Source organism: Pseudomonas sp. 10C3 (assembly GCF_036346185.1).
In the GTDB taxonomy this organism is placed as follows: Bacteria; Pseudomonadota; Gammaproteobacteria; order Pseudomonadales; family Pseudomonadaceae; genus Aquipseudomonas.
Map to the genome: position 1 here is coordinate 1 of NZ_JASJVE010000041.1, position 23,301 is coordinate 23,301.

At 57.2% G+C, this 23,301-nt stretch carries 20 protein-coding genes and 1 other RNA gene; 6 read left to right on the forward strand and 15 right to left on the reverse strand.

The window, feature by feature from the left end; genetic code table 11:
• Positions 1–194: 194 nt before the first annotated feature.
• The 12 genes from QN399_RS25170 to QN399_RS25225 all read right to left on the reverse strand — a co-directional run bounded on the left by QN399_RS25170 (position 195) and on the right by QN399_RS25225 (position 15,393).
• Complete coding sequence (locus tag QN399_RS25170; protein ID WP_330201841.1) at positions 195–1,817, reverse strand: hypothetical protein; 1,623 nt, start codon at positions 1,815–1,817, stop codon at positions 195–197.
• Between the two features lie 65 nt (positions 1,818–1,882).
• Positions 1,883–2,983, reverse strand: coding sequence for a hypothetical protein (locus tag QN399_RS25175; RefSeq protein ID WP_330201842.1), 1,101 nt, complete (start codon positions 2,981–2,983; stop codon positions 1,883–1,885).
• Positions 2,984–3,010: 27 nt separating this feature from the next.
• Complete coding sequence (locus QN399_RS25180; protein ID WP_330201843.1) at positions 3,011–3,595, reverse strand: WYL domain-containing protein; 585 nt, start codon at positions 3,593–3,595, stop codon at positions 3,011–3,013.
• Positions 3,510–4,016, reverse strand: coding sequence for a hypothetical protein (locus QN399_RS25185; protein ID WP_330201844.1), 507 nt, complete (start codon positions 4,014–4,016; stop codon positions 3,510–3,512). The genes QN399_RS25180 and QN399_RS25185 overlap by 86 nt, the downstream gene beginning before the upstream one ends.
• Positions 4,017–5,338: 1,322 nt before the next feature.
• A complete protein-coding gene (locus QN399_RS25190) occupies positions 5,339–6,595 on the reverse strand; it encodes an integrase domain-containing protein (RefSeq protein ID WP_330201845.1) in 1,257 nt (418 codons plus the stop codon).
• Positions 6,596–6,780: 185 nt separating this feature from the next.
• Positions 6,781–7,174, reverse strand: a transfer-messenger RNA (tmRNA) gene (ssrA, locus tag QN399_RS25195).
• 118 nt (positions 7,175–7,292) lie between these two features.
• The gene (locus tag QN399_RS25200; protein WP_219063857.1) at positions 7,293–7,562 is read right to left on the reverse strand and encodes a hypothetical protein; all 270 of its coding nucleotides are present in this window, start codon (positions 7,560–7,562) and stop codon (positions 7,293–7,295) included.
• Between the two features lie 214 nt (positions 7,563–7,776).
• Complete coding sequence (locus tag QN399_RS25205) at positions 7,777–10,587, reverse strand: FAD-binding and (Fe-S)-binding domain-containing protein (protein WP_330201846.1); 2,811 nt, start codon at positions 10,585–10,587, stop codon at positions 7,777–7,779.
• The gene (locus QN399_RS25210; protein ID WP_330201847.1) at positions 10,584–11,255 is read right to left on the reverse strand and encodes an LUD domain-containing protein; all 672 of its coding nucleotides are present in this window, start codon (positions 11,253–11,255) and stop codon (positions 10,584–10,586) included. Before QN399_RS25210 ends, QN399_RS25205 begins: the two co-directional genes overlap by 4 nt.
• A complete protein-coding gene (locus QN399_RS25215) occupies positions 11,252–12,727 on the reverse strand; it encodes a LutB/LldF family L-lactate oxidation iron-sulfur protein (RefSeq protein ID WP_330201848.1) in 1,476 nt (491 codons plus the stop codon). The genes QN399_RS25210 and QN399_RS25215 overlap by 4 nt, the downstream gene beginning before the upstream one ends.
• Positions 12,724–13,548 (reverse strand): (Fe-S)-binding protein, encoded by an 825-nt coding sequence (locus tag QN399_RS25220; RefSeq protein WP_330201849.1) that lies wholly within the window; start codon positions 13,546–13,548, stop codon positions 12,724–12,726. The genes QN399_RS25215 and QN399_RS25220 overlap by 4 nt, the downstream gene beginning before the upstream one ends.
• Positions 13,549–13,698: 150 nt before the next feature.
• A complete protein-coding gene (locus QN399_RS25225; RefSeq protein WP_330201850.1) occupies positions 13,699–15,393 on the reverse strand; it encodes a lactate permease LctP family transporter in 1,695 nt (564 codons plus the stop codon).
• A 410-nt stretch (positions 15,394–15,803) separates the two neighbouring features.
• On the opposite strand from QN399_RS25225, the gene QN399_RS25230 reads away from it, so the two are divergent.
• Positions 15,804–16,571, forward strand: a complete 768-nt coding sequence (locus QN399_RS25230) for a GntR family transcriptional regulator (protein ID WP_330201851.1) — start codon at positions 15,804–15,806, stop codon at positions 16,569–16,571.
• A 123-nt stretch (positions 16,572–16,694) separates the two neighbouring features.
• Here QN399_RS25230 and smpB read toward each other — a convergent pair whose 3' ends face one another.
• Positions 16,695–17,177: an SsrA-binding protein SmpB gene (gene smpB, locus QN399_RS25235; RefSeq protein WP_219063850.1), complete on the reverse strand. Its 483-nt coding sequence runs from the start codon at positions 17,175–17,177 to the stop codon at positions 16,695–16,697.
• A gap of 118 nt (positions 17,178–17,295) precedes the next feature.
• Between smpB and QN399_RS25240 the strand changes: the two genes are divergently transcribed.
• Genes QN399_RS25240 through QN399_RS25250 form a run of 3 tightly spaced genes read left to right on the forward strand, consistent with a single transcriptional unit; the run spans position 17,296 to position 19,454 of the window.
• Positions 17,296–18,699 carry a sodium-dependent transporter gene (locus tag QN399_RS25240; protein WP_330201852.1) on the forward strand — a complete coding sequence of 468 codons (1,404 nt, stop codon included), beginning with the start codon at positions 17,296–17,298 and terminating at the stop codon, positions 18,697–18,699.
• 7 nt (positions 18,700–18,706) lie between these two features.
• A complete protein-coding gene (locus QN399_RS25245) occupies positions 18,707–19,141 on the forward strand; it encodes a type II toxin-antitoxin system RatA family toxin (protein WP_322177803.1) in 435 nt (144 codons plus the stop codon).
• A complete protein-coding gene (locus tag QN399_RS25250) occupies positions 19,134–19,454 on the forward strand; it encodes an RnfH family protein (RefSeq protein ID WP_330201853.1) in 321 nt (106 codons plus the stop codon). The genes QN399_RS25245 and QN399_RS25250 overlap by 8 nt, the downstream gene beginning before the upstream one ends.
• 78 nt (positions 19,455–19,532) lie before the next feature.
• Here QN399_RS25250 and QN399_RS25255 read toward each other — a convergent pair whose 3' ends face one another.
• Complete coding sequence (locus QN399_RS25255) at positions 19,533–20,054, reverse strand: outer membrane protein assembly factor BamE (protein ID WP_330201854.1); 522 nt, start codon at positions 20,052–20,054, stop codon at positions 19,533–19,535.
• Positions 20,055–20,152: 98 nt separating this feature from the next.
• Here QN399_RS25255 and fur point away from each other — a divergent pair, with 98 nt between their 5' ends.
• Positions 20,153–20,560 carry a ferric iron uptake transcriptional regulator gene (gene fur / locus QN399_RS25260; RefSeq protein ID WP_322278297.1) on the forward strand — a complete coding sequence of 136 codons (408 nt, stop codon included), beginning with the start codon at positions 20,153–20,155 and terminating at the stop codon, positions 20,558–20,560.
• Positions 20,561–20,689: 129 nt separating this feature from the next.
• Here the strand turns inward: fur and recN are convergent, their stop codons facing one another.
• Positions 20,690–22,363, reverse strand: coding sequence for a DNA repair protein RecN (gene recN / locus QN399_RS25265; RefSeq protein ID WP_330201855.1), 1,674 nt, complete (start codon positions 22,361–22,363; stop codon positions 20,690–20,692).
• A 274-nt stretch (positions 22,364–22,637) separates the two neighbouring features.
• On the opposite strand from recN, the gene grpE reads away from it, so the two are divergent.
• A complete protein-coding gene (gene grpE, locus QN399_RS25270) occupies positions 22,638–23,201 on the forward strand; it encodes a nucleotide exchange factor GrpE (RefSeq protein WP_322177808.1) in 564 nt (187 codons plus the stop codon).
• Positions 23,202–23,301 lie beyond the last annotated feature (100 nt).

Below are 23,301 nucleotides of genomic sequence, written 5' to 3' on the forward strand. Positions count from 1 at the left end.
CCCCCCCCCCCCCCCCCCCCCCCCCCCCCCCCCCCCCCCATTTTTTTTTACAACCAGACCACGCGATGTGTATAAGAGACAGTCACTGTAGTGCCGACAAGCGCCGTCCCCCCGATCTAGATACCGTGTTTGTTCCGCCAGATGAACCTTGCGACAACATAACCCGCATTGCGTGCAGGGAAACTCCGTTAGCGTCATACCAGCGAGGCCAGCCAGTTCCGCGTGCTGGCCGAGTTACCCATCTCGAACGGCAGCTCGATGCCGCGGGACTCCACGGCCTTTTGCAACACCGTACTACGCTGGATTTCATCGTTGCAGGCGTGCAGTTCCAGGGTAAAGGCTTGCAGCTCCTCAACGTCCAGGTTGAACTCCAGCCGGCTAAGCTCCAGCAAATAGCGGTCCAGCTCGGCGTTGATGGCCTGGAACTCCCGCACCGTCCCAGCGTGTGGCGTCAGCGACTCAATATAAGGCCAAAGCTTTCGCGCCATTGCGCTGTGCAGCAAAAAGTAGTTCAGGCCAAGGGTGACCACGCCCGTAACGAGCGCGCTGGCAAACGCCGCCAGTTCACCGCCAAACGGGAAGCTGCAGAATGGCAGAAGCTGGGTGTAGGCCAGCGTGCCCACGACCGTGGCCGCGCCTACGGACAACAGCGAAGTCACCGCCTGGCAAAGCTCGACGAAACCCAGTTGGTCAGGGTTGAAGATCATCAGTTTGATGGCCTTGACCAGTTGGCCCCAGATCTCGCGAATGATCTTGATCGCCATCTTCTGGGTGGTGGCGAAAATGTTGAATAAGGTCGTCGTCAGGCTGCCGAGTACACCCGCAAATACACCGTCCTTGAACGCCATCAGGAACGCGCTGAAACGCGCCTGCACCCGCTGCCAGATGCCTTTCAGCGACAGGGTGATACTGTCTATGAATGCCTCGAAACTGAATTTGTCTTTGAGCTTGCCCAGTAGCACGGGCAATTGCTCACGCAATTCGAACCACACTTCCGCCATGACCATCCCGAGCATCTGGCGGGTGCCCATGGCCAGCCCTGCCATACCCGCTACCCCAGCAGTCTGGTGCAGGAACTTGCTGCTGGTGTAGTAGCTGTGGTGGATTTGCTGCTCATAAGGGGCGCGTGCTTCGGCATCGCGCCTGAGCATGGCCTCGGGGTCTACTGCTTTGAGTTCGTTGACCTTGATTTCGGTCTTGCGGATCGTGTCTTCTAGCTTGCGGGCCTGATGTTGTTGCTGCGGTGTCTCGCGAGGCAAGGTCGCCAGGCGTTCGCGGTCCTTTGCCAGTGTGTTCTCATGGGTGGTGATCAGACCTGGCAACTTCTGCAGATATCCAGTGATGGGCGTCTGCGACTTCGATTTGTTGACGGTTTCTTGAGTGGTTTGCAGGTTGCTGCTCTGGTTCGCCAGTTCCACGCCATCAAGCCCGGCCAGCACGCGTCCGGCGTCGGCATGGATTTCCTTGGCGCTGATGACATGGTCCAGGTTGCGCTGTTCATGCGCGCCCATCACGGTGTTGCGATAAGGGTCATGCAACGTGCCTGCCGCTTGCTTGGCCTTGTCTAGCTTGCCACTGGCAATGTAATTTGCATGCTGATGGTAGGGCTTGGAGTCGTACTCGCCACGTTGCTCGTAACGCTGCTTTTCCGCATCCGTAGCCCACACACTGTTGCGCACGTTGTGGATGGTGTCCACTTCGCCGCCTTTCTGGTCCTTAAACAACAGGAAGTCCAGGCCAAAGCTGGTGACCAGGCTATTGAAGACGGTTTTCTCGAGCTCATCGGCCCAGGGGTAGTCTTGCGCTGCGGCGTGCATAGTTGCGTCCATGACGAATGAGTAGGGTGCGAAGTTGGGACGGGGCCTTTCGGTCCCGCACCGTATCAGGCAGCGTCAATGAGCGTGGCCTTGGCCTTGGTTTCGCTGAGCCGCTGGTCCAGTTGCTTGCTGTTGAGGATCATCGAGCCATCGGCATCGGTGGCCATCACTGGCACGTCGTTCTTGTCTTTGATAACGTTGCCGTTGATTTCCTTGACCCTGAACAGTGGTGTAGTGATCAGGTCGACCAGAATGGCGGCCAGAGCGTAGCCGTTGTTGATCAGGCGCAAAATGGCGTCGCCCAGTTTGGCCATTTCCGTCTGCGGGTCGAGCTTGCGTGACCTGACGTCTTCGATGAGTCTGTTGACTATCTTGAGGTGCTCGAAGTAGTTCTCGAACTGCTTGTAGACCGCCTTCAACACATCGTTGATGTCGAATGCGTAATCTTCTGCCTTGCTGAGCTGCAGCAGCGCGTTTTCCAGTTTGGTCACTGCACTGTCAACTTCGCGATCGGCCTTGCGCGCATTATTGAGCGCTTCTTCCCCATGGTTGTCGTAAGCCCAGCCGGCGATGGCCAGCACCGGGCCCGCCACGGCGGCACCGAGGATTGCGGTACCGCCAGCCATACCCAGGCCCCCGGTGGCGAGAGAGCCACCGCCGATCGCCGCCAACGTTGCGTTAGTGGCAGCGACACCGGCTAGAGAGGAGATGGCGGTGCCCGTAGACGCCGCACCCAAAGCCATGACTCCGCCATACACGGCAAAGCCTGCAGCAGCACCGGCAAAGCCTGCTCCGGCGGTAGCACCCAACACGGCAACCGCGGTGTAGCTGTAGCTCGCGATGCTCTGCAATTTATGCTTGGGAATGTTGACTTCCAGTTTGTTCTGGCGGCCAGCGTTGAGTTGCTTCAGCAAGGTGTCGGCAAGAGTCTTGAATTCATCGAATTGCTTGCCGATGTTCAGCTCTTTCTTGCCCAGTACCTCAAGTGCTGAGTTGGTGGCTTTTTCCTGCACATCGAAGACGTCTTTCTTCTCGGCATAACGTTTTTTCGCGGCGTTGACGATATCGTCGGCTTCCGAGTGCTTCTGGTAACCGTCGTAACCTTTCTTGGCACCGTAGGCTGCGCTTAACAATGCCGCGGCGCCTAGAATGAGGGGAAGTGGCATGGCAATATCCTTTTGATTGAGGGAGTGTCAGGCAGGTTGCAGCTGCAGGCCCGGCGGGGCCTGGTAAAGCGCTTGCATCGAGTTCAGTCGCCTGCGGATTTCTTCCACCCACACCTGTGGCGCGTGCAGGCAAATGTTTTCGTTCAGGGCGAAGATCCACCACAGCGTTTCCCGGTCCAGTGGCACTGTTGCTTGAAGGCGGTGCCAGCCTTGCTCGGAGGGGCCGCTCAAGGTTTGCTGATGGCTCAAGGGTGTTTCGCTGAGCAATGTGGCGATCTGCGGGCGTATATCGGCTATCAGTTCCACTTGCGCCTCATCTTCACGGTGGCTGAATACGCAGCTGGCGATGTAGGCATCGACGTCGAAGCTTTCATGCTCCCGACCGGCCTGGTCGAGCACGGCAACGTCGCTGATCCGGTGCAAGGCGAACTGGCGCAGGTCGCTGTAGCCATCCACCGAGGCGAGCAGGTAACTGACGGCATGGCGCGATACCAGGCCGGCTGGGTGCAGGCGAAAGTGTTTGAGTTCACCCTTGCTGCGGCTCAGGTAGGCCGGCGGACACCTGCGCCCAGGTGTGTGCGCTGACTTGGGCCGGTAGCAGAGTCTTGCCATTGGGTAATGTTCGAACCCTTTTCGCCCAATCCGCCAGCCCGTTGCCGCCCAGGCCGCTGAGGAAGTTGCGCGCCCGGCGAAATTGAGAGCTCAACTGGTCCAGAACGCTCTGCGGCAATATCGGGCTGAGGTGGCTTTCCGATAGGAACAGCGCCAGTGCGGTCGGCGCATCCATGTCTTCGAGTTTGAGTGGCGCCTCCCGCGTGAAGCTCCAGCGGAAGGGGATCTCGCTGTCATCACATTGCAAGGAGAATGGAATCGACAACCGGCTCAAGTCGTGCTGGATTGATCGCAACGTTACAGAGAAGCCTCTGTCATGAAGCTTTTCGAGCAGGGTGGGTGTTGCGATGTGCTGAGGTTCTGTGGGGATTAGGCGCAGTAATGCGAATAGTCTGAGCAGCGTATCCTTCGCTTGGGCCATGATGGCTACCTTGTTTTATGCCTCGACTGACCGCCGGCAGGCTGGCGCTAGTGGCATGATGATACTAAGCTGGATGGCGTTTTGCTACCCACTATTCAGAGCATGGTCGCGGCAGATGAAGGGGCGACGCTGCTTCAGTTAGGCGCCTTCGTTCAGGTGGTCGAAGACCGTTGTGTCTCCCTTTCGCGCTTCATTTCGCTGTACTCGCGGTACAGTTCGTAGCTTTTCTTTAGCACTACACAAAGTCCAATGGCGGCAAACAGATTTTTCATAGTTGGGACCTCTTAGGCTTTTTAATCATTTTGCAGGTGGGGGAGCGACAACCTGTGTCGCGACATTGAAGTGTTACTCGTTGAGGCTGAGGAATTGTTCGAGACGGGTTTTCATAATTTCATGACGGCTCGCCTCGCGACGCTCAGGCGAAGGGGTATGACACTCAGGGCAACTGATGAACGAGTCTTGGCCGAGCACTCTCAAATCACAGAGAGGCAGAATGGTTTCTTTCCAGGAACAGTAAGCACAGACGAGGGTGAACGGACGCGGGGAGACTGGCATAGCAATATCCTGCAGCTGTCGAATGGCGCTAGGTTGCCGACTAGGTACGACAAGGTGTGTCGCCTCGTTTGACCTTCAATGGTCAATTGCGTCAAGCGGGAGACGAGCAGATCAAACGGAGTGACGGTCGTTAAACGACAGATTGCAGTCGAGGTAAGGGTAGCTGTCCAAAACCCGCTCATCGATGACTTCGCGAAGTTTGGTACCCGCTATACAGCCGAGAATGGCCCCGGCCATACAGTCATCGCACTACCTGAGAGAGCGGTAATGAGACCGATGACCGCACCAACCTCTGCCACGGCCATGGCGCCTGTGATCCCTTGGGCGGCGCCACTGACGGTGCCGATAAGGGCGCCGACTTTCCTGGCTAAATCCTTGGTGATGACAGCGTGGGCATTAAGTGGTCATGTACAGGGTTCCTATAGAGATAGTCGGAAGAAAGTCATTGCGCGGGCATAGCGACCATCAAACAGAGCGCCTAGGCTATCTGCTTGAGTGGTTAGCTGCGGAGTCTGGGGGCTGATGCGGATGGATGCAGGGTCGTGATGTGTGACTGAGATTTTGTTGAGTTAAATGCACCTGACAGTCTAAAACCGTCGCAAACCTGGTGATTGCCTTGGAACATTACAACGAGGAGCATCCGCACAGTGTGTTGAAATACCGCTCACCGAGGGAGTCTCTGCGCTTGGCGGCGGCATCAATTTAACGGGGAGTTTGGCTGGTATGATAGGGGCAAGTTCAGTGGGCAAACCGGTACAATTATTCGTTTAACGCATCGAAACTACTTTCAGGCCTCTGGTCCCCTGAATGGCTGACACTGACAAGCTACCAGTAGCGGCATGCTGAATGTGCTCACTCCACCAGATCATCATTGGGCGTCTTCTCTCAATGTAATCCGCACGATTGTAGGCGCTGCGCACTTCATCTTTGTCCACGTGCGCAAGTGCGACCTCGATCAGCTCGGGGTCCCATCCCTGTTCGTTCAGTATGGTACTGGCCATGGAGCGCATGCCATGGCTCACCAATCGACCTTCAAAGCCCATTCGCTTCAGGGCCATGTTTGCTGTCTGGCTGTTGCAGTGATCTCGTGGATCTCTGTCGGCCGGAAACACGTACTCTCTGTGGCCGCTGTAGGGCTTGATCGTCTCTAGCAGAGCAAGTGCGTGTTCGGTCAGCGGTATGACGTGAGCACGGCGCTTCTTCATACGCTCCGCTGGAATCGTCCAGGTTTTCTTATCGAGATCGATGTCAGCCCAAGAGGTCGTGGCGGCCTCGGCGGGACGGGTCATGGTGTGAAGTTGCCATTCGATCAGGCAGCGTGTAGTCCTTTTTATGCTCGCATTGGCGATGGCAACCATCAGTTCCGGCAGTTCTTCAGGGCGGAGGGCTGCCATGTTCTGCTTTTTCGGCTTCTTGAAAACGGCCCGAATGCCGCTGAGCGGATTGGCAAAGATCATTCCCGAGTTCACACCGTAGGTCATGATCTCGTTGAGTCGTTGGGTCAGTCGCTTCACTGTCTCCAGGCTACCTTTGGTTTCCAAAGGGCGCAGCAGTTCGATGACCATCGGGGCATTGATCTGCGAGATAGGTGTTGTTCCCAGCGATGGAAAGACATGCAGCGTGAGCGAGCGCCAGATGTCCTCGGCATAAGCCTGAGTGACCGAATCCTTTTTCAGTTCAAACCAGGCAGACGCCACGTTCTCGAATGTGTGCTCGGTTGCCTGTCTTTTTGTCTGCTCCAGCTCGCTACGTTGTTCTTTCGGGTCGATGCCCTGAGCGAGAAGCTCTCTGGCTTCGACAGTTTTCTTCCTGGCTTGAGCGAGCGAGAGTTCTGGGTAGGTGCCGAGGCCCATATTGATGCGGTTTTTGGTAATCGGCTGCCGGTAGTTGAAGTTCCATAGCGTAGAGCCATTGACCCTCACGCGCAGCTGTAAGCCGTCGCCATCGCTGAGGACGTAGTCCTTGTCTTTCGGCTTTACCGCTTTGAGCTGGCGGTCAGAGAGGCGGGTGGCTTGGGCGCACATGAGGTGTTCCATGACATCAATTGGTATTCCAAAAATTACCACTGAAGGGCTTGGAATACCATCTGGAATACCCGATGACGTGGATTGTGTCGGACGCCCATGGACGCTAATAGACGCTAAAGCCTTGATTTTGCTGGATTTCAGGCACAAAAAAAGACGTCCGTGGACGTCTTTAGATGTAAAAGTGGTGGAGCCGGGGGGATTTGAACCCCCGTCCGCCAGTACTCCGCTTTCGGGACTACATGCTTAGCCGTGTCTATTAAGTTAACCCTCAGCGGCCCGACGGGCAGGGTGCATTGGGCGAGCTGTGTAATTTTTAGCCGATTCGTCCACAACATACTGCACGGCGATTCTGTTCTATATGACAATCACTTCGGGTTTACAGACATCCCCTAGTGATTGCTGGCGCCGAAGCGACCAGGAGGGAAGGGCTAAGGCTGCTTACGCAGCGAGAGCGTATTCCCCGTAGGTTTCGTCATTGGCAACTATAAGAAGTTGCAACAGTGGATTTACGAGTTCTGTTACCAACTCGGCATGCCCCTAGAGTTTCGCGACCGGCGTCGAATCCTAATCGGCCCCAATTACAACTGCTCTAGCAGTCAAGTGGTGAGTCTACCTCAATGCAGGGAGGACGTCGACTTTCTGTCAGGCGACGGGGTGAAACAGGCCAGCCCCAAGGCTGGCCTTGGCAATACTTTTACCTGTCCTCACCCTTGTCGGCCTCTTCCAGGGCCTTTTCGGTCAGCTCGATGCATTTTTTATTGTCGCCAGCTGCTTTTGCGGCCATGGCTTCCTTTTGCGCTTCCTTGAGGTTCATCAGGGTGTCGTCACCCATGTCGGTTGCGCCGGTGGTCAGGTCATCTTTGATCTGCTGCAGATTGGCGTCGCACAGATCATCAGCGGCAAATACCGGGGAAGCCAACAGGGCGGCGGTGAGGAACAATCCAGTGAGTGCAGTGCGCTTCATGTGTGTCTCCTTAGCCTGTGGACTCGGGGATGGACGGTCTATGAGTCCGATGGCCCGAGCGCTGTGGTAAGCCCGGTTCACTTCTGGGGAGGGCCTGAATAGATTGACTCTTACCTGGCGCAGGGGTTCTATTTTTTCTTGAACTGCCTGTGAAAAAGCCGTTCTTGCGACGTCCGGCGTCCAGACGGGGCGTGTGGGCCCCGTCAGGGGGGGCCTACGCAGACTTGGCTTGAGTCACTCGGTCCACCAGATAAACTAGGCCGTGGTAATCGATACCGCCGTGTTGTGACAGGCCGATTTCACAGGTCCGGCTGGTGGAAATACCTTCGTTGCAGTACTGCACCGCGTCTTTCAAGGTGCGCAATGAATGCGCGTTCAGTTCTGGCGTAGTGAAGCCCTTGTCACCGGCAAAGCCGCAGCAATGGATGCCTTCGGGTATCACCACATTCTGGCTGCACAGGCGCGCCAGCTCAATCAAGGCCTGGCTCTCGCCCAAGTGTTGGGTGCTGCAGGTGACGTGCACCGCGATGGCTTCCTGCTGGGGGGTGAAGTGCAGCTTGTCCAACAGGTGAGTGCGGATGAAGCGCACCGGGTCGTACAGGTCCAGGCGCGTGTCTTTCAGGTCCTGAACCAGGCGCAGGGTGCATGGGCTGGTGTCGCAATAGATCGGGTCGAGACCGCCGCGACTGGCCTTGATCAAGGCTGCGAGCAGTTCCTGGCGTTTATCCTCGGCTTGCTCGTTGTAGCCTTTTGAGGCAAAGGGTTGCCCGCAGCACAGACTGTCCTGATTGTCGGGGAAGACCACCTGATACCCGGCCTTCTCCAGCAGCCCACGGGTTTTGTCCAGCAGCGACATCTGTTCGCGGTCACTCGCAGCGGGGCCCATGACGCGTGATACGCAGGCCGCCAGGTACACCACACGTGGACGCTGATCATTGATCGGCGGGCTGAAACGAATGGCCCGCTCCGGCTGCGGCATGGCGGCGGTCCACTGCGGCACGCGACCTGACGACGCCTTGCTCAGCGCCGCGGAGATTTTTGCCAGGCGTGGAGCGCCCAAGAGCATCCGCGCACCGTTGGCCACGTGCAGCGTGAAGCGCGCACCTTGCAGCGCGGTCTTGAAATTATGGGCCAGCCAGTCCGCAGTTTTGCCATGGGTCGCTTCGCGGCTGCGCAGCTTCTTCACCAATTCGCCGGTATTGATCCCGACCGGGCAACGTTGCGCACACAGCCCTGTCGCGGCACAAGTGTCGATGCCTTGATAGTGGTAGTCGCGCTCCAGATCAGTGGTGTCGATGCCCGCGCGTTTTTTCGCCTGGATATCGCGCCAGATCACGATGCGTTGTCGTGGGCTCAGCGTCAGCCCTTTGGACGGACACACCGGCTCGCAAAAACCGCACTCGATGCATTTGTCGACGATCTCGTCGGCGGCAGGCAGCGGCTTAAGGTGTTTCAAATGGATCTGCGGATCGGTGCTGAGCACCACGTCCGGGTTAAGGATGCCGTTAGGATCAAGCAGCCGTTTGAGCTGCCACATCAGTTGGTAGGCATCGCTGCCCCATTCCAGCTCGACAAAGGGCGCCATGTTGCGTCCGGTGCCGTGCTCGGCTTTCAATGAGCCGCCGAACTCTACGGCCACCAGTTGCGTGACGTCGTCCATGAACGCTTGATAACGGACGACTTGCGAAGGGCTGTCGAACCCCTGAGTAAACACAAAGTGCAGGTTGCCTTCCAGCGCGTGGCCGAACAGGATCGCTTCGTCGTAGTGATGCTTGTCGAACAGCGCGATCAGTCGACGCACGCCAATCGCCAGTTGTTCGACCGGGAACGTAACGTCCTCGATGATCACTGTGGTACCAGTTTTACGCACGGCGCCAACGGCGGGGAAGGTGTCTTTGCGAATAGCCCAGAGACGGGCGTTTTCCACGGGGTCTTCGGTAAAGTCGACCTGCTTTTCCACCGGGAATGAGGCCAGCGAAGCCATGATCTGCGCGAGCTGCTCATGCAGTAATGGCTGGGAGGCGGCGCGGGATTCGATCAGCAGGGCGCAGGCGTTTTCCGACAATTCACGGACGAAGGCGGGCATGCCTGGTTTGTCTTGCACCGATCGCATGCTGCGTCGGTCCAGCAGTTCGACTGCGGCCACCGGTTGGCTTTTTAGGACGGTGACGGCGGTGCAGCAGGTTTCCACGTCAGGAAACACGATCAGCGCCGATGCTTTGTACGGGTGGTCGATGACGGTGTCGTAAGTGACCGCGCTGATAAAACCGAGGGTGCCTTCGGAGCCGACCAGCAAGTGGCTGAGGATATCCAGTGGCTCATCGAAATCCACCAGGGCATTGAGTGACAGGCCGGTGGTGTTTTTCAGGCGGTATTTGTGGCGAATCTTTGCGGCCAGTGCGCTGTTGGCACGTGTCTCGCGGCCGAGTCGGGCCAGTTGTTCCAGCAGGTCGGCGTGGCTCTCGCGAAACGCGGCGACGCTGGCGGAATCTTCGGTGTCCAGGCGGCTGCCATCAGCCAATACCAGGCGAATCCCGGCAAGGGTGTAATAGGTGTTCTGCGCGGTGCCGCAGCACATGCCGCTGGAATTGTTGGCGACGATGCCGCCGATTTTGCAGGCGTTGATTGACGCCGGGTCCGGCCCGATCTTGCGCCCGAACGGTGCCAGCCAAGCGTTGGCCTGGGCGCCAATGACCCCGGGTTGCAGGCGGATCTGCGTGCCCTGACCGCGAATTTCTCTGCCGTTCCAATTGTCGCCGAGTACGATCAGCACTGAATCGCTGATGGCCTGGCCGGACAAGCTGGTGCCTGCAGCCCGAAACGTCACCGGCACGTTTTCAGCTTGAGCCAGCTTGAGCAGCGCGACCACTTCGTCTTCGGACTCGACGCGGATCACCAGTTTCGGGATCAGCCGGTAGAAGCTGGCATCAGTGCCGAAGGCCAGGGTTGAAAGCGGATCGTCGAAGCGTCTGTTTTTGGGAATCAGGCGCTCGGCTCCGCGCAGGAATACAGCGGGCAGGCTCATGCATCCTCCAGAATCAGTACCACCAGATCTTTCGGGCCGTGAGCGCCGTAGGCCAGGATCTGTTCAATGTCTGCGGTTTTTGATGGGCCGGACACCAGCAGGGCGTTGGTTGGCATGCCGGCTGCCCAGTTCTGTTGTTGCTGGACCTGATAAAAGTTGTCGTAGATTTCGCTGGCCTTGAGCAGGGCGAAGTGTACAGGCGGCACCAGACTCATCAGGCGCGGTTCTTCGCGGGTCGGCCATAGAATCAGGCTGCCCGTGGCGGCAATGGCGCCCAAGGTGGTGGTGAAGCTGGCGGGTGTGTCGTCGAACAGCTCGGTTTTCCACGCCTCTACCGCACGGTCATAGGCCTTGAGCGGCGGTAGCTCGGGGTGCACAGTCCAATGCTCGGTGACGCGTCGACCGTGGGGCGTGCCAGGCGCGATCAACAGGCTCGGCAATTGACGGTCATGCACCAATTGTCCGAGCAACTCCGGCCAGCCCTGTTCAGTGCTGAGATGGATTTCGGTGTGCACGGCTTCCATCAATTTGCGCAACTGCGCGAGCCGTTGTTCGGGGGCGTAACTCCACGGGGTGGTCACCAGGTCTTCGTCGAAGTTGTCGGCAATCGGCGTGGCACCGGTCAGGCTGTGGCGCAGCTTGTTGAGGATGTTTTGTTTGGCGCTCATCGCTTGGCTCCCGGTTGCTTCTCTATCGACTGCTTGGCCAAATGTTCACGGGCCAGCTCATGCAGCGAGCGAGCTGCCGGTTTCGGCGCACTGTGATTCTGCGTCCACGGGCCGATGCTGCCTGGGGTCAAGTTGCGCAGGCGGGTAGCGAAAAAGCCGAACAGACGGTACAGCGCTGGCGAGCTATTGAGGCGCGACCAGGCATTCCAGATAAAGCGTTCTGTGCGTGAGTATTTGCTGCCCTGGCCGCGCATGACTTTATTCGGCGCGTCCGGCGATTTGACGTTTTCTTCGCGCAGGCGACGCAACAGGGCCGGGATTGGAATTTTTACCGGGCAGACTTCACCGCAGGCGCCGCACAACGACGAAGCGCTGGGGTGGTCCGGGACTTTGTTCAGGCCGACCATGTGCGGGGTGATGATTTTACCGATAGGGCCTGGGTACACCTCGCCATAGGCATGACCGCCGATGCGGGTATAGACCGGGCAGTGGTTCATGCAGGCGCCACAGCGGATGCAGTTCAGGGTCTGACGCAGTTCACTGTCGGCGAACGCTTGGCTGCGACCGTTATCGAGCAGCACCAGGTGCACTTCTTGCGGGCCATCCAGTTCATCGGCTTTGCGTGGACCGGAGATCATGTTGACGTACGTGGTGATGGGTATGCCCAGCGCCGAGCGGGTCAACAGCGACAGCAGTGGGACGGTGTCGCGTAGGTTCTCGACGACTTTTTCGATGCCGGTCACGGCGATATGCACCGGCGGAACCGTGGTGCACATGCGGCCGTTGCCTTCGTTTTCGACCAGCAACAGAGTGCCGGTTTCAGCCACGGCGAAGTTGACACCGGAGACGCCGATGTCGGCTTCGAAGAATTTTTGGCGCAGAACTTTGCGACCGATCTGGATCAGTTTGTCGACGTCTTTGGTGTAGTCCACGCCCAGTTTGTCGTGGAACAAGGTGCCCACTTGGCCGGCATTTTTGTGAATCGCCGGCATGATGATGTGCGACGGTTTCTCGTGGTCGAGCTGGACGATGTATTCGCCCATGTCCGATTCCAGGCATTCAACGTTGCGGTCTGCGAGGAAATCATTCATTTCCATTTCTTCGCTGACCATCGACTTGCCCTTGATCACTTGCCGGGCTTCATGAGCCTCGACGATCGAGAGGACGATGTCATTGGCTTCTTCTACCGTTTCAGCCCAATGCACCTTCACGCCATTACGGGTCAGGTTTCGTTCGAGCTGCTCAAGCAAATCGGGCAGCTTGGACAGGGCGCGTGCACGAATCGCATTGCCCAAGGTGCGCAGACGTTCACGTTCGTCAGCATCACTGAACGCGGCCGCGCGCTTGGTCATCAGCGAGTCCATGGCGGTGCGGAAGTTGTTGCGCAGTTGGCTGTCGCCCAGGGCTTTGTGGGCTCGGGCGCGGAAATCTTCGTGTACCTCAACGGTGGGGATCAGTGTTTGCGTGTTCATTGTCCACCTCCGGTGCGTTGCCACAGGAAAGTGGCCACGTGTTGGCCGCGTAGCGATTCCCGTTGTTTCTCCAGCGAGCCGTTGATGTTCATCAAGCAGCCGCAGTCGGCGGTCAGCACTTGATGCGCGCCCGACTCTTTTAACGCACGTGTCTTGTCCGCGACCATGGCCCCGGAAATATCCGGCATGCGTACGCTGAACGTTCCGCCAAAACCACAGCATTCACTCTCGTGACTGTGGTCTACCCGCTCGACGTTGACCATTTGCGACAACAGCTCCCGGACGTGCAAATGGGTATTCATTTCGCGGCGTGCCGAGCAGGACGTATGCAGTGCAACCTTGATCGTTGCTCCACTGTCCTTGAGCTTCACTTTGCACACGAACAGCAGAAACTCCGCCAGTTCATAGGTGCGGGCGGCGAGGGCATGGACCTGCTTTAAGGTTTCCGGCTCGTCCTTGAACAAGTCCGGGTAGTGCTCGCGCAGCATGCCGGCGCATGAGCCGGACGGTACGACCACCGGGTAATCACCGGAGAACAATGCCAGTTGTGCCCGCGCGACTTCACGCGCCTGATCGGTATAACCGGAGGTGTAGGCCGGTTGCCCGCAGCAGCTTTGCCCTTGGGGGAACTCAACCCGAATGCCTTCGCGTTCGAGCAGGTGAATCGCGTCCATGCCGGCTTCTGGATAAAACAGGTCGACCACGCAGGTACCGAACAGGTAGACCCGTTCAGGTTTCGTATCAGGGTAGTGCCGTGGTTCGGCCTGTGGCGGTGCGACGCGGGTCGCATTAGGTACGGCGTTGTAATAGAGCTCGCTCATCAGGCGTTTCTCCGGGTGGTCCCGGTTATCCGTCCAGCGCCGCGGTCGAAAGATGCATCGTTGACGCTTTCAGCCGCTTTGCAGACCCGGTTATGAATGGTTGACGCCGGGGATTAGCCCGGCGCCAGGTCGTTGCGGGTGTGGATGCTGTTAGTGAACCAACATGCCGGTGAACCAATAAGCCTGAGCCAGGGTGATGCAACCGACGATGGTGGCAAAGAACAGACTGTGTTTGAGGGTGAAACGGAACAGGTCGGACTCTTTGCCCACCAGGCCGGTGGCAGCGCAGGCAACAGCAATCGACTGCGGTGAAATCATTTTGCCGGTCACACCGCCGGTGGAGTTGGCGGCAACCATCAGCACATCGCTAACGCCTACCTGGTGCGCGGTCGTTGCCTGCAATGAGCCAAACAGCGCGTTGGAGGAGGTATCGGAACCTGTCAGGAACACGCCCAGCCAACCAAGGAATGGCGAGAAGAACGGGAACGCAGCGCCAGTGGATGCCAGAACCAGTGCCAGCGTGGTGGACATGCCGGAGAAGTTCATCACGAAGGCGAACGCCAGCACCATGCCAATGGACACGATAGCCCAGCGCAGTTCAAACAGGGTTTCTTTGAAAGTGGTCAAACCGGTTTTGACCCCGATTCGCAACACCAGCATCGACAGCAATGCGGAGATCAGAATCGCGGAGCCGGAAGCGGCGATCAGGTCGAACTTGAACACGGCTGGCATGGCGGTCTGGTTGGCGACGATCGGCGCGACCTTGAACACCAGTTGGTCCAGATGCGGGATGGCAAAGTTCATGGTCCATGCCTGCATCGCACCACCTGCGGCGAACATTGCCTTGAACGGCTTAAGCGTCCAGATGGTGACGATGACTGTCAGAATCAGGAAGGGTGACCACGCTTTGAAAATCTGGCCCAAGGTGTATTCAGACTTGACCGACGTGCGTGGCAGACCGAAGCCGCCAGCGCTGGCGACTACCGGGCCGGTTGGGGTAGCACCGGCCATTTGCGCGCCAGCGGTACGTTTAGGCTGCCAGACTTTGAGGAACAGGGTCAGGGCAATCAGGCTGAGCAGCGCCGAGGTGATGTCCGGCAGTTCCGGGCCGATGAAGTTCGAGGTAAGGAACTGGCTGGCGGCAAAGGTGAAACCTGCGACCAGAGCGGCTGGCCAGGTTTCCTTGACGCCCCGCATGCCGTCCATCATGAACACCAGCCAGAACGGTACGAACAGCGACAGCAACGGCAATTGACGGCCGGCCATGGCGCCGATCTTGAACGCGTCGATACCCGAAACCTGGCCCGCCACGATGATCGGAATACCCAATGCGCCGAAAGCGACCGGGGCCGTGTTGGCAATCAGGCACAAACCAGCGGCATAGAGCGGGTTGAAGCCCAGGCCTACCAGCAACGCGGCAGTAATCGCCACGGGCGCACCGAAACCTGCCGCACCTTCAAGGAAGGCACCAAAGCAGAAGGCGATCAGCAACACTTGCAGGCGCGGGTCGTCTGTGATGGTCAGGACCGAGCTGCGGATAATCTCGAACTGACCACTTTTAACCGTCAGTTTGTAGAGAAATACCGCAGCGATGATGATCCAGGCAATCGGCCAGACGCCATAGGCAAACCCGTATCCGGCGGCCGCAACGGCCATATCAGCGGGCATTTTGAAGGCGAAGATCGCTATCAGTACCGATAACAGCAGCGTAATGCTGCCTGCAACATGGCCCTTTAGCCGGAACACGGCCAAGGCCATGAAGAAAAACACGATGGGGATGACTGCGGCGATAGCGGAAAAGCCAAGGCTGCCGAGTGGGGTGTAGAACTGTTGCCAGGTTTGCATATGGGGTGGCCCCTAATTGTTGTTGGTCAGGCCCGATGTTCCGTATCGCAAATTCGCAGCTCGTTGTCGACGGCCAGCACGCTAGATCGCGGTCGTCGAATCGAGGCTGACGAACAAGTCGCACAGCTCACCAGCTCAAGCCTTTCGCTATGACGAGAGGTCTTGCGGCGTCGTGGATGGTGGCCACTGAATGCCGGCATTGTAAATTGGTAATACCAATTTACAATGTCTGGACGCTAGGTTAAAAGCCTAGCTATTGATGTGTCAATTTGCCCTTCTAATACTTTCGTCGATTTGCGAAAAAATTGGCATTGATGTGGCATTTCCAACTGAACCTGAAGGGTGTCGGCGCGGTGGCAATCGGCGAGAATAGGCGGTCCCGACAGATGATCGGGGAGGTGGAGTGAGTTATGGGGTTTGATCAGGTGCGTCAGCGCCGTTTGTCTGACGATATTGTCGAGCAACTGGAAGGGATGATTCTCGAAGGCACATTGAGGTCTGGAGAGCGCTTGCCTGCCGAGCGTGCGTTGGCAGAACAGTTTGGTGTATCGCGCCCATCCTTGCGTGAAGCGATTCAGAAACTAACAGCCAAAGGTTTGCTAATCAGCCGCCAGGGCGGCGGCAATTACGTGGTCGAGAATCTGGGGTCGACGTTCAGCGATCCGTTGCTGCATTTGCTGGAAAGCAATCCGGACGCTCAGCGTGATCTGCTTGAGTTTCGCCATACGCTGGAAGCCTCTTGCGCGTATTACGCGGCCTTGCGTGCGACGGACGTTGATCGTGAGCGGTTACGTGCGGCTTTTGATTTATTGCAGGACTGTTATTCGCGGGTCGGCGAAGTAAGCCGGGCCGAGGAGGGTGCTGCCGATGCGAGCTTCCATCTGGCTATCGCTGAAGCGAGCCACAACGCAGTGCTGCTGCACACGATCCGTGGTCTGTTCGATCTGCTCAAGCGTAATGTCGTGACCAACATCGGTGGCATGTACAAGCAACGCACAGAGACTCGCGACATGCTGATCAGTCAGCACCGTGAGTTGTATCTGGCGATTATCGAAGGCCGTGCGGAGGACGCGCGCGAAGTTGCCAGTCGCCATCTGCTCTATGTGCAGGAGGTGCTGGAAGAGGTGCGGCAGCAAGTGCAGCGTACGGCGCGCGCGGAGAGGCGTAACGGACTGTGAGGTCTGGCCCGGTCTATTTCGCAAATGAATTCGCTCCTACAGAGATTGCGTATCCTCGGTGAGAGCGAATTTATTCGCAAATGAAGCGCCGCGGTGCGTCAGGCAACTCGCACATGCGAGCTGTCAGTCATCCTTACCCTTGGTGCGAACCGCTCGTTGCAGCTCACGATCAGAGTCGCGTTCACGCTCGGTGTGGCGCTTGTCGTATTCCTTCTTGCCTTTGCCAAGCGCGATTTCACACTTGATCAAGTGTGCTTTCCAATAAATGGAAAGGGCCACGCAGGCATAGCCTTTCTGCTGAACCGCGGTGTTGAGCTTTTCTAGCTCGCGCTGGTTGAGCAGCAGTTTTCGGGTACGTGTAGGGTCGGCGATGACGTGCGTGCTGGCGGCCGCGAGCGGCGTGATATGGCAGCCCATCAGCCAGGCCTCGCCATCCTTGAGCAGCACATAGCTGTCAACCAGCTGCACCTTGCTAGCACGCATACTCTTTACTTCCCAGCCAGCCAGGACCAGACCGGCCTCGAACTTATGTTCGATGAAGTAATCGTGACGCGCCTTTTTATTTTGCGCGATGGTCCCTGTGGGGTGTTTCTTGAGCTTAGCCATAGGGGACGCATTATAGGGAGACAACGCGCTGTCGGCTACGGTGAAGCTGCGTGCTTGAGCAGCTTGATTGAATCCCGGACAATGCGGCCTCTTTTTTCAACGGTTGAGCGTGTTAACGATGTCGACGGACAAGGTTTCTGTCCACGGCGGCTGGGCGAGCCGCTGGGTGTTCATTCTCGCGGCGACCGGTTCTGCGGTGGGTCTCGGCAGCATATGGAAGTTTCCCTACATGGTCGGCGTCTATGGTGGCGGCGCTTTCGTGTTGGTGTTCCTGGCCTGTATTGCCTTGATCGGTGTGCCGGTGATGCTCGCCGAAACGCTGATTGGCCGGCGCGCCCGGCAAAGTCCGGCCAACGCCTTGAAGGTGTTGGCGCTCGAGGCGGGGCATTCGACGCGTTGGTCCTGGGGGGCATTCGCCGGAATGATCACGGCATTGTTGATCCTGTCCTTCTATAGCGTGGTAGGTGGCTGGTCGCTGGATTACATCATTGATATGGGCCGTGGCGACTTTCAGGGTGTCGCGTCCGATCAAGTGGGGGCTTACTTCGGCAAGGTCATCGCCGACCCTTGGCGCCTGACCCTGTGGCACACGGTGTTCATGCTGCTTTCTGCGGTGGTGATCGCCAAAGGCGTGGTTGCGGGACTTGAGCGCAGTCTGCGGATCATGATGCCGCTGCTCTTTATCCTGATGGTGATTCTGTTGGGTTATAGCCTGACGACCGGACACTTTATGGAGGGCGTGCATTTCATGTTCGACTTCGACGCGTCGAAGCTGCTCGATGGTTTGCTGCCCGCGATGGGGCATGCCTTCTTCTCGCTGAGTGTGGGCGTCGGGTCGATCATGATTTATGGCGCATATATGCCGAAGAACTCATCGATCTCCGGGACCATCGTCGGTGTGGCGTTGCTCGATACGTTTGTTTCACTATTGGCAGGCTTGGCGTTGTTTCCAATTGTATTTGCGGCGGGCCTGAACCCCAGCGAAGGCCCAGGCCTGATGTTCGTGACCTTGCCATTTGCGTTTGGCAACGTGGCGTTCGGCCAACTCATGGGCGTAATCTTCTTCGTGTTGGTGGCGGTAGCGGCCTGGAGTTCGGCTATTTCCTTGCTTGAGCCGATGGTGGCTTATCTGATCGAACGGACTAAAGTTCGCCGCGGCTGGGTGACATTCTGGCTGGCATTCATCTGCTGGTTCGTGGGTTTGGGAACGGTTTTTTCGTTCAATATCTGGGAGCAGGCCAAGTTTTTCGTGATCGATGCCGGTGTACTTCACCTCTACCAATGGGGCGCAGTGGGGGGGCTGAACTTCTTTGGGGTCATCGATTTTTTCACCTCGCGGATCATGTTGCCGCTCGGTGGCTTCTGTTTTGTGGTTTTTGCAGGTTGGGTGATGGGCCGTGAGGCGGTGCGTGATGAGTTGTCGATGCGCAGCCCGGTGCTTTTCGCTTTGACGTTCTTTTTGATGCGCTATGTGGCGCCGTTCGGCATTCTTGTTGTGTTTGCCGCTCAGCTTTGGAAGTGACGCTGACATGACTACCCATATTCAACGCTCTGCCCTGTTGCCTTACCCGGCCCAGGCACTTTATGACTTGGTAAATGACGTAGCGCACTACTCGGAATTTTTGCCGTGGTGCTCATCGGCTGTGATATTGGACGCCGGTGAGGGGCACATGCGCGCTCGGGTCGAAATAGCCAAGGGCGGTCTTAAGCAGCATTTCGTGACGCGAAACACGCTGGTGCCAGGACAGTCGATCGAGATGAATCTTGAAGAAGGGCCATTCAACCAGTTACACGGGGTTTGGGTGTTCAAGCCGTTGGGTGAAAAGGCCTGCAAGATCAGCCTGGATCTGTCGTTCGATTACGCCGGCCCCATCGTGCGGGCAACGTTAGGGCCGCTGTTCAATCAGGCGGCCAACACACTGGTCGACGCTTTTTGCCAGCGGGCAAAACAGCTGCATGGTTAAGCCACTGATTGAAATCGAAGTGGTTTACGCTGGGATAGATCGCCAGGTGCTGCTTAGCGTTAGCGTGGCATCGGATTCGACTGTGCGCGACGCGCTGCAGGCTTCCGGGATCGGCCAGCATTTTCCTGAGTTGGATCTTGCGCATTGTTCCGTAGGTATTTTCGGCAAAGTGCTAAGCGATGCCGAAACCCGAGTGCTGATGGCGGGTGATCGAATAGAAATTTATCGTCCGTTGTTGGCTGATCCAAAAGAGGTTCGCCGGTTGCGTGCGGCCAAGGCTGCCCAGGCCAGGATGAAAAGCGATTCGCAGTAATCTATTTTTGAACCCGTAGACGCAAAAAAACCCGGCATGCCGGGTTTTTTTGAAGACGCTGACTGCTGCTTTTCACAACTACCGCGACGATGGTTCCAGAGGTTCCTGAGTGGGCACTGGAGCTGATTCGCTTTTGTCCACGTCATCCTGGATTTGCTTGAGCAATGAGCCAGGTTTAGGAGGCTCTTCGGCTTTAGGCTGTTCACCCTGGGCGGGAGTAGCGGAAGTACCGCTATTCTTGCCAAGAATGGCCTCGTCGCGACTCACGCCAGGCATGAAGTCACCGGAAAGGCTGACGAGCTGATCATTGCTATTAAAGACAATGGTCATGCGTTCTTGTTGGCGTTCACCGCCCCCAGGTTGCAGGCTATACAGGTAATCCCAGCGATCGGCATGAAACGTATCGGTCAGCAGAGGGTTACCCATGATAAACCGTACTTGCCGACGGGTCATTCCGGGGCGTAACTGGTTTATCATATCCTGCGTGACGACATTGCCCTGCTGGATGTCGATTTTGTAAACCCCGGGGAATGAACAACCGGCGAGTGCGAGCAGTCCCACAAAGGTGAAACTGGTTAGCAGGTGCTTGGTGTTTTGCATCGGTGGGCGACTTCCACTATCTTGGCTGGGACAACGTAAACCCCGATCATACCCGCATTAAGAGAAGCTGCGAAGCAGCATCCGCGAGAAAGCTGACCATGGTTGAAAATAGCGAACTGCGTAAAGTCGGACTAAAAGTGACCCTGCCTCGGGTCAAAATTCTACAGATGCTCGATTCTGCTGAGCAGCGTCACATGAGTGCCGAGGATGTTTACAAGGCACTTATGGACGCGAACGAGGACGTGGGTCTGGCCACGGTTTACCGTGTACTGACTCAGTTTGAAGCTGCAGGGCTGGTGGTTCGCCACAATTTCGACGGAGGTCACGCAGTTTTCGAGCTGGCCGACGGCGGCCACCACGACCATATGGTCAACGTGGAATCCGGTGAGGTGATCGAGTTCTTCGAAGAGGAAATCGAGAAGCTTCAGAAAGCGATTGTGGAGAAGCACGGCTACGAGTTGGTGGATCACAACTTGGTGCTCTACGTGCGCAAGAAGAAGGTGTAAACCTTCCGACAGCCATAATAACGAAGGCGACCTCAGGGTCGCCTTCGTGCTTTCTGTTGTCTGATTTTTACGCCGCTATCGCGGACAAGACGCGGACGACGTCTTGCTCCACGGTTTTTGATTGAATGATCAAATCTTCGCGGTGAGGACCATTTTTTTCGCGTGGGCCAATGACTCTTTGGTGAGATCAATACCGCCGAGCATGCGTGCGACTTCCTCGACGCGTTCGGTTTTGCTGAGTTTGGACACGGCGGTGCGAGTGGCATCGCTGTCACGTACCTTGTGCACGAACAGGTGCTGGTGGCCTTGCGCTGCGACCTGCGGCAAATGCGTGACGGTCATGACTTGCCCGCGCTCGCCTAAACGACGCAACAGCTGACCGACAATTTCTGCGGTCGGCCCGCCGATCCCGACATCGACTTCGTCGAACACCAGCGTCGGCACCCGTGAGGTTTGTGCGGTGATGACTTGAATCGCCAGGCTGATCCGCGACAGCTCACCACCGGAAGCGACCTTGGCCAGTGCCTTTAGCGGTTGTCCGGGGTTTGCGCTCACCAATAACTCGACCTGCTCCAGACCATTGGGCAGCAATTCTTTGCTGGCATTGGGGCGCAGTTCGATGCTGAACCGCCCACCAGGCATGCCCAGGCGTTGAATTTCCTGCTCCACAGCACTGGCCAGAGTCGGCGCAGAACCTTGACGTAGATCACTCAATTCGCGAGCTTTGTCCTGATAATGTCGAGCATAGGAGGACAATTCATTCTCCAGACGCTCGATAGCTTCATCGTTTGCATTCAAGGTTTCGATTTCGTCCAACAGCTTTTGCTGGAGCGCGGCGACGTCAGTGGGCTGAATGCGGTGTTTGCGGGCCAGGGTGTAGATCGCATCGAGACGTTCTTCAAGTTGTTGCAGGCGCGCCGGGTCGGCATCGAAGTGATCGAGGAAGCGGTTCAGTTCTCCCACAGCTTCTTCGACCTGAATTTGTGCGCTGGACAGGAGGCTGGCGGCTTCGCACATGGCAGTCGGTGAGCTGTTGATGCCAGACAGACGATTGAGGCTGGCGGTCAGTGCGTTCAGGACATTGCCCGAGTCGTTTTCGCTGCATTGTTCTACGACCTGACGGCAGATGCTCAGTAGGCTTTCGGCATTGGTCAGAGTTTTGTGTTCCTGCTCCAGTTGATCCAGTTCGTTTTCGCCAAGGCTGAGGCTTTCCAGTTCTTCGAGTTGATAGCTGAGCAATTGATGGCGCGAGCGTTGCTCATCGCCTGAATTGGCGAGTCGCTCCAGCTCTTGCCGGGTCTGGCGCCAGCGCTGTGCCGCCAGATGTACCTGGCGTGCCAGGTCGGTGGCGCCCGCGTATTCGTCAAGCAGGCGGCGATGGGTGTCCGTCTTGAGCAATGACTGATGTTCATGCTGGCTGTGAATATCGATCAGGAATTCGCCCAGCGCTTTCAAGTCACCTTGAGGGCAGGGCGAACCATTGATGTAGGCCCGCGAGCGACCCTCTGCGGTGATAACCCGGCGCAGGATGCACGGTCCGTCGTTGTCCAGATCTCGCTCTGCGAGCCAGGCGCGGGCTTCGGGGATATCGGTCAGGTCGAAGGTGGCAAGGATATCGGCCTTGTCGGCACCGGGGCGGACCACACCGCTATCGGCGCGATCACCCAAGGTAAGGCCGAGAGCGTCGAGCATGATTGATTTGCCGGCACCGGTTTCGCCAGTGATCACGCTCATGCCTCGGTCCAGCTCGAGATCGAGATGTTCGACGATGGCGTAGTTATGTACTGACAGGTGCACCAGCATAGAGGCGGCTCCCAAGCTATTTGTCTGGTTATTTATACAGTGTTTTGCTTTCTGCTGACAATGCCCTGTCTTAGCTCGATTTGGTTGAATTACGGCTTTTTTTAGTCCGTTATGTGATTTGTTCATGTGCGGCCTGGGCTTAAGGCGAGGCGGGTTATTGATGAAAATGGACGTTATTGTGCTTTTGGTTGCACTTGAAGCTGGAAATTAAGACCCCATATAGCGGGACAGAAGCGCGAGTTGAGCTCGCGGACGTTATTGAAAGGAGAAATCTATGGCTGACGAACAGAATCTGGATACGCAGACTCAGGATCAGGCCGCTGGTGCGGCTTCGGTTGATGACGTGATAGCGCGTGTGCAAGTGCTTGAAGAGCAATTGGCTGCTGCGCAGGATCAGTCTTTGCGAGTTGCTGCGGATCTGCAGAATGTCCGCCGTCGCGCCGAGCAGGATGTCGAGAAAGCTCACAAATTCGCACTGGAAAAATTTGCGGGTGATTTGCTGCCGATCATTGACAGCCTTGAGCGCGGCCTGGAGTTGTCCAACCCGGACGACGAAAGTATCCGTCCGATGCGTGAAGGGATCGAGCTGACGCTGAAAATGTTTCAGGACACCCTCAAGCGTTATCAGTTGGAAGCGATTGATCCCCACGGCCAACCCTTCAATGCCGAACATCATCAGGCGATGGCCATGCAAGAGAGTGCCGACGTTGAGCCTAACAGCGTGCTGAAGGTGTTCCAGAAGGGCTATCAGCTCCACGGTCGCCTGTTGCGCCCGGCGATGGTTGTGGTCAGCAAGGCAGTTTCGCCTGTTAGACCATCGATTGATGAGCAGGCTTGAAATCAGCCATCAGGCCCCCATTTAGAAGTCATGCGTTTAAGAGCTACCGCAATGTGTGAACGCAGTTGCGGCATCCAAATTTAAAATTTCCGGAGAAAGT